This window comes from Pedobacter sp. 01N416, assembly GCF_056399685.1.
Genome location: NZ_JBFTRT010000932.1, coordinates 1 through 976, shown reverse-complemented (window position 1 = coordinate 976; position 976 = coordinate 1). Strand labels below are relative to the sequence as shown.

General features: G+C 37.3%; 1 protein-coding gene. It reads right to left on the bottom strand.

Going from position 1 to position 976, the window contains the following annotated elements:
• Window positions 1-133: 133 nt before the first annotated feature.
• A partial coding sequence (locus tag AC1DND_RS28485; RefSeq protein WP_477586287.1) for a DUF5723 family protein occupies window positions 134-976 on the bottom strand: 843 nt, incomplete at its 5' end.

Sequence of the window (976 nt, the reverse complement as noted above, 5' to 3'; positions counted from 1 at the left end):
CATACATGTCGCGGTTAGCTAACAAAGCTTTCAGCAACAGTAACTTTGAAGATGTAGCCTATTTCGAACCTTTTTACCTGAAAGATTTTGTCGTTACGCAATCTAAAAAACAACAAGCACAGGGCTAAGTCGGTTATCTTCTTTTAAAGATCGAAAACAAACTTTTAAAGAAACTCCCGCCTTCATTATCATTTATGCCAGGTATTACATCGGCAAACTGAGGATGGTTAACCACGTTGCCGAATTTAATGCCTACACCCATATAAAAAGAAGCACCATTCGGACCGCTGCCTATAGTAGCATCATTTTTAATTAGTCCATAAGTTTGGAAACTGGTAGCTACTAAATTATCGGTACCCATAAACAACTCGAAATTTGGAGTCTGGTATTTTGCTTGCAGTCCAACCATAAAAACACCATTCAAGTTGTACAAGGGAGTAATACTTCCCGAAAAATCATTAGCAATAAAAGTGTTTACAAAAGCAATATCTCCGCCTTTGTAAAACAGGTTTTTCGAAACGGCCAGGCCTGGTTTGTAAAATCCATAGCGTTTAGACAGGTAAATGTCTAGTTTAGCATTGGTAGGTGCTAAAAACTTTTTGCTCTGCTCCGAAAGCAGGAAAATGTCCTTTATTTCCTGGTTGGTATTAGATTGGTCCTCTAAATTTTCAATTATTTTAGATTGATCTATCGTAGTGCGCTGTGTGTTGCTCCGCCACCAGATAAAACCTAAGTCTTTGATGTTGGCCATCAAAAACAGACCTTTTTTAGTGGTATAATTCGTTCCAAAACTTAATGATAAGCCAGGATTTTTAAAGTTGGGAAAGAAGTTTTTCTTGTTTACCTCGTCAAAATCAGAAAAATTGCTCGAGTAGGTACCATTCAGCCCGATCAATAATGCAGAAGCACTCGGATCGATGTATAAATAAGAATCAGCTATATCGAGTTTGTTGTATAAAATTCCGCTCAATAAACT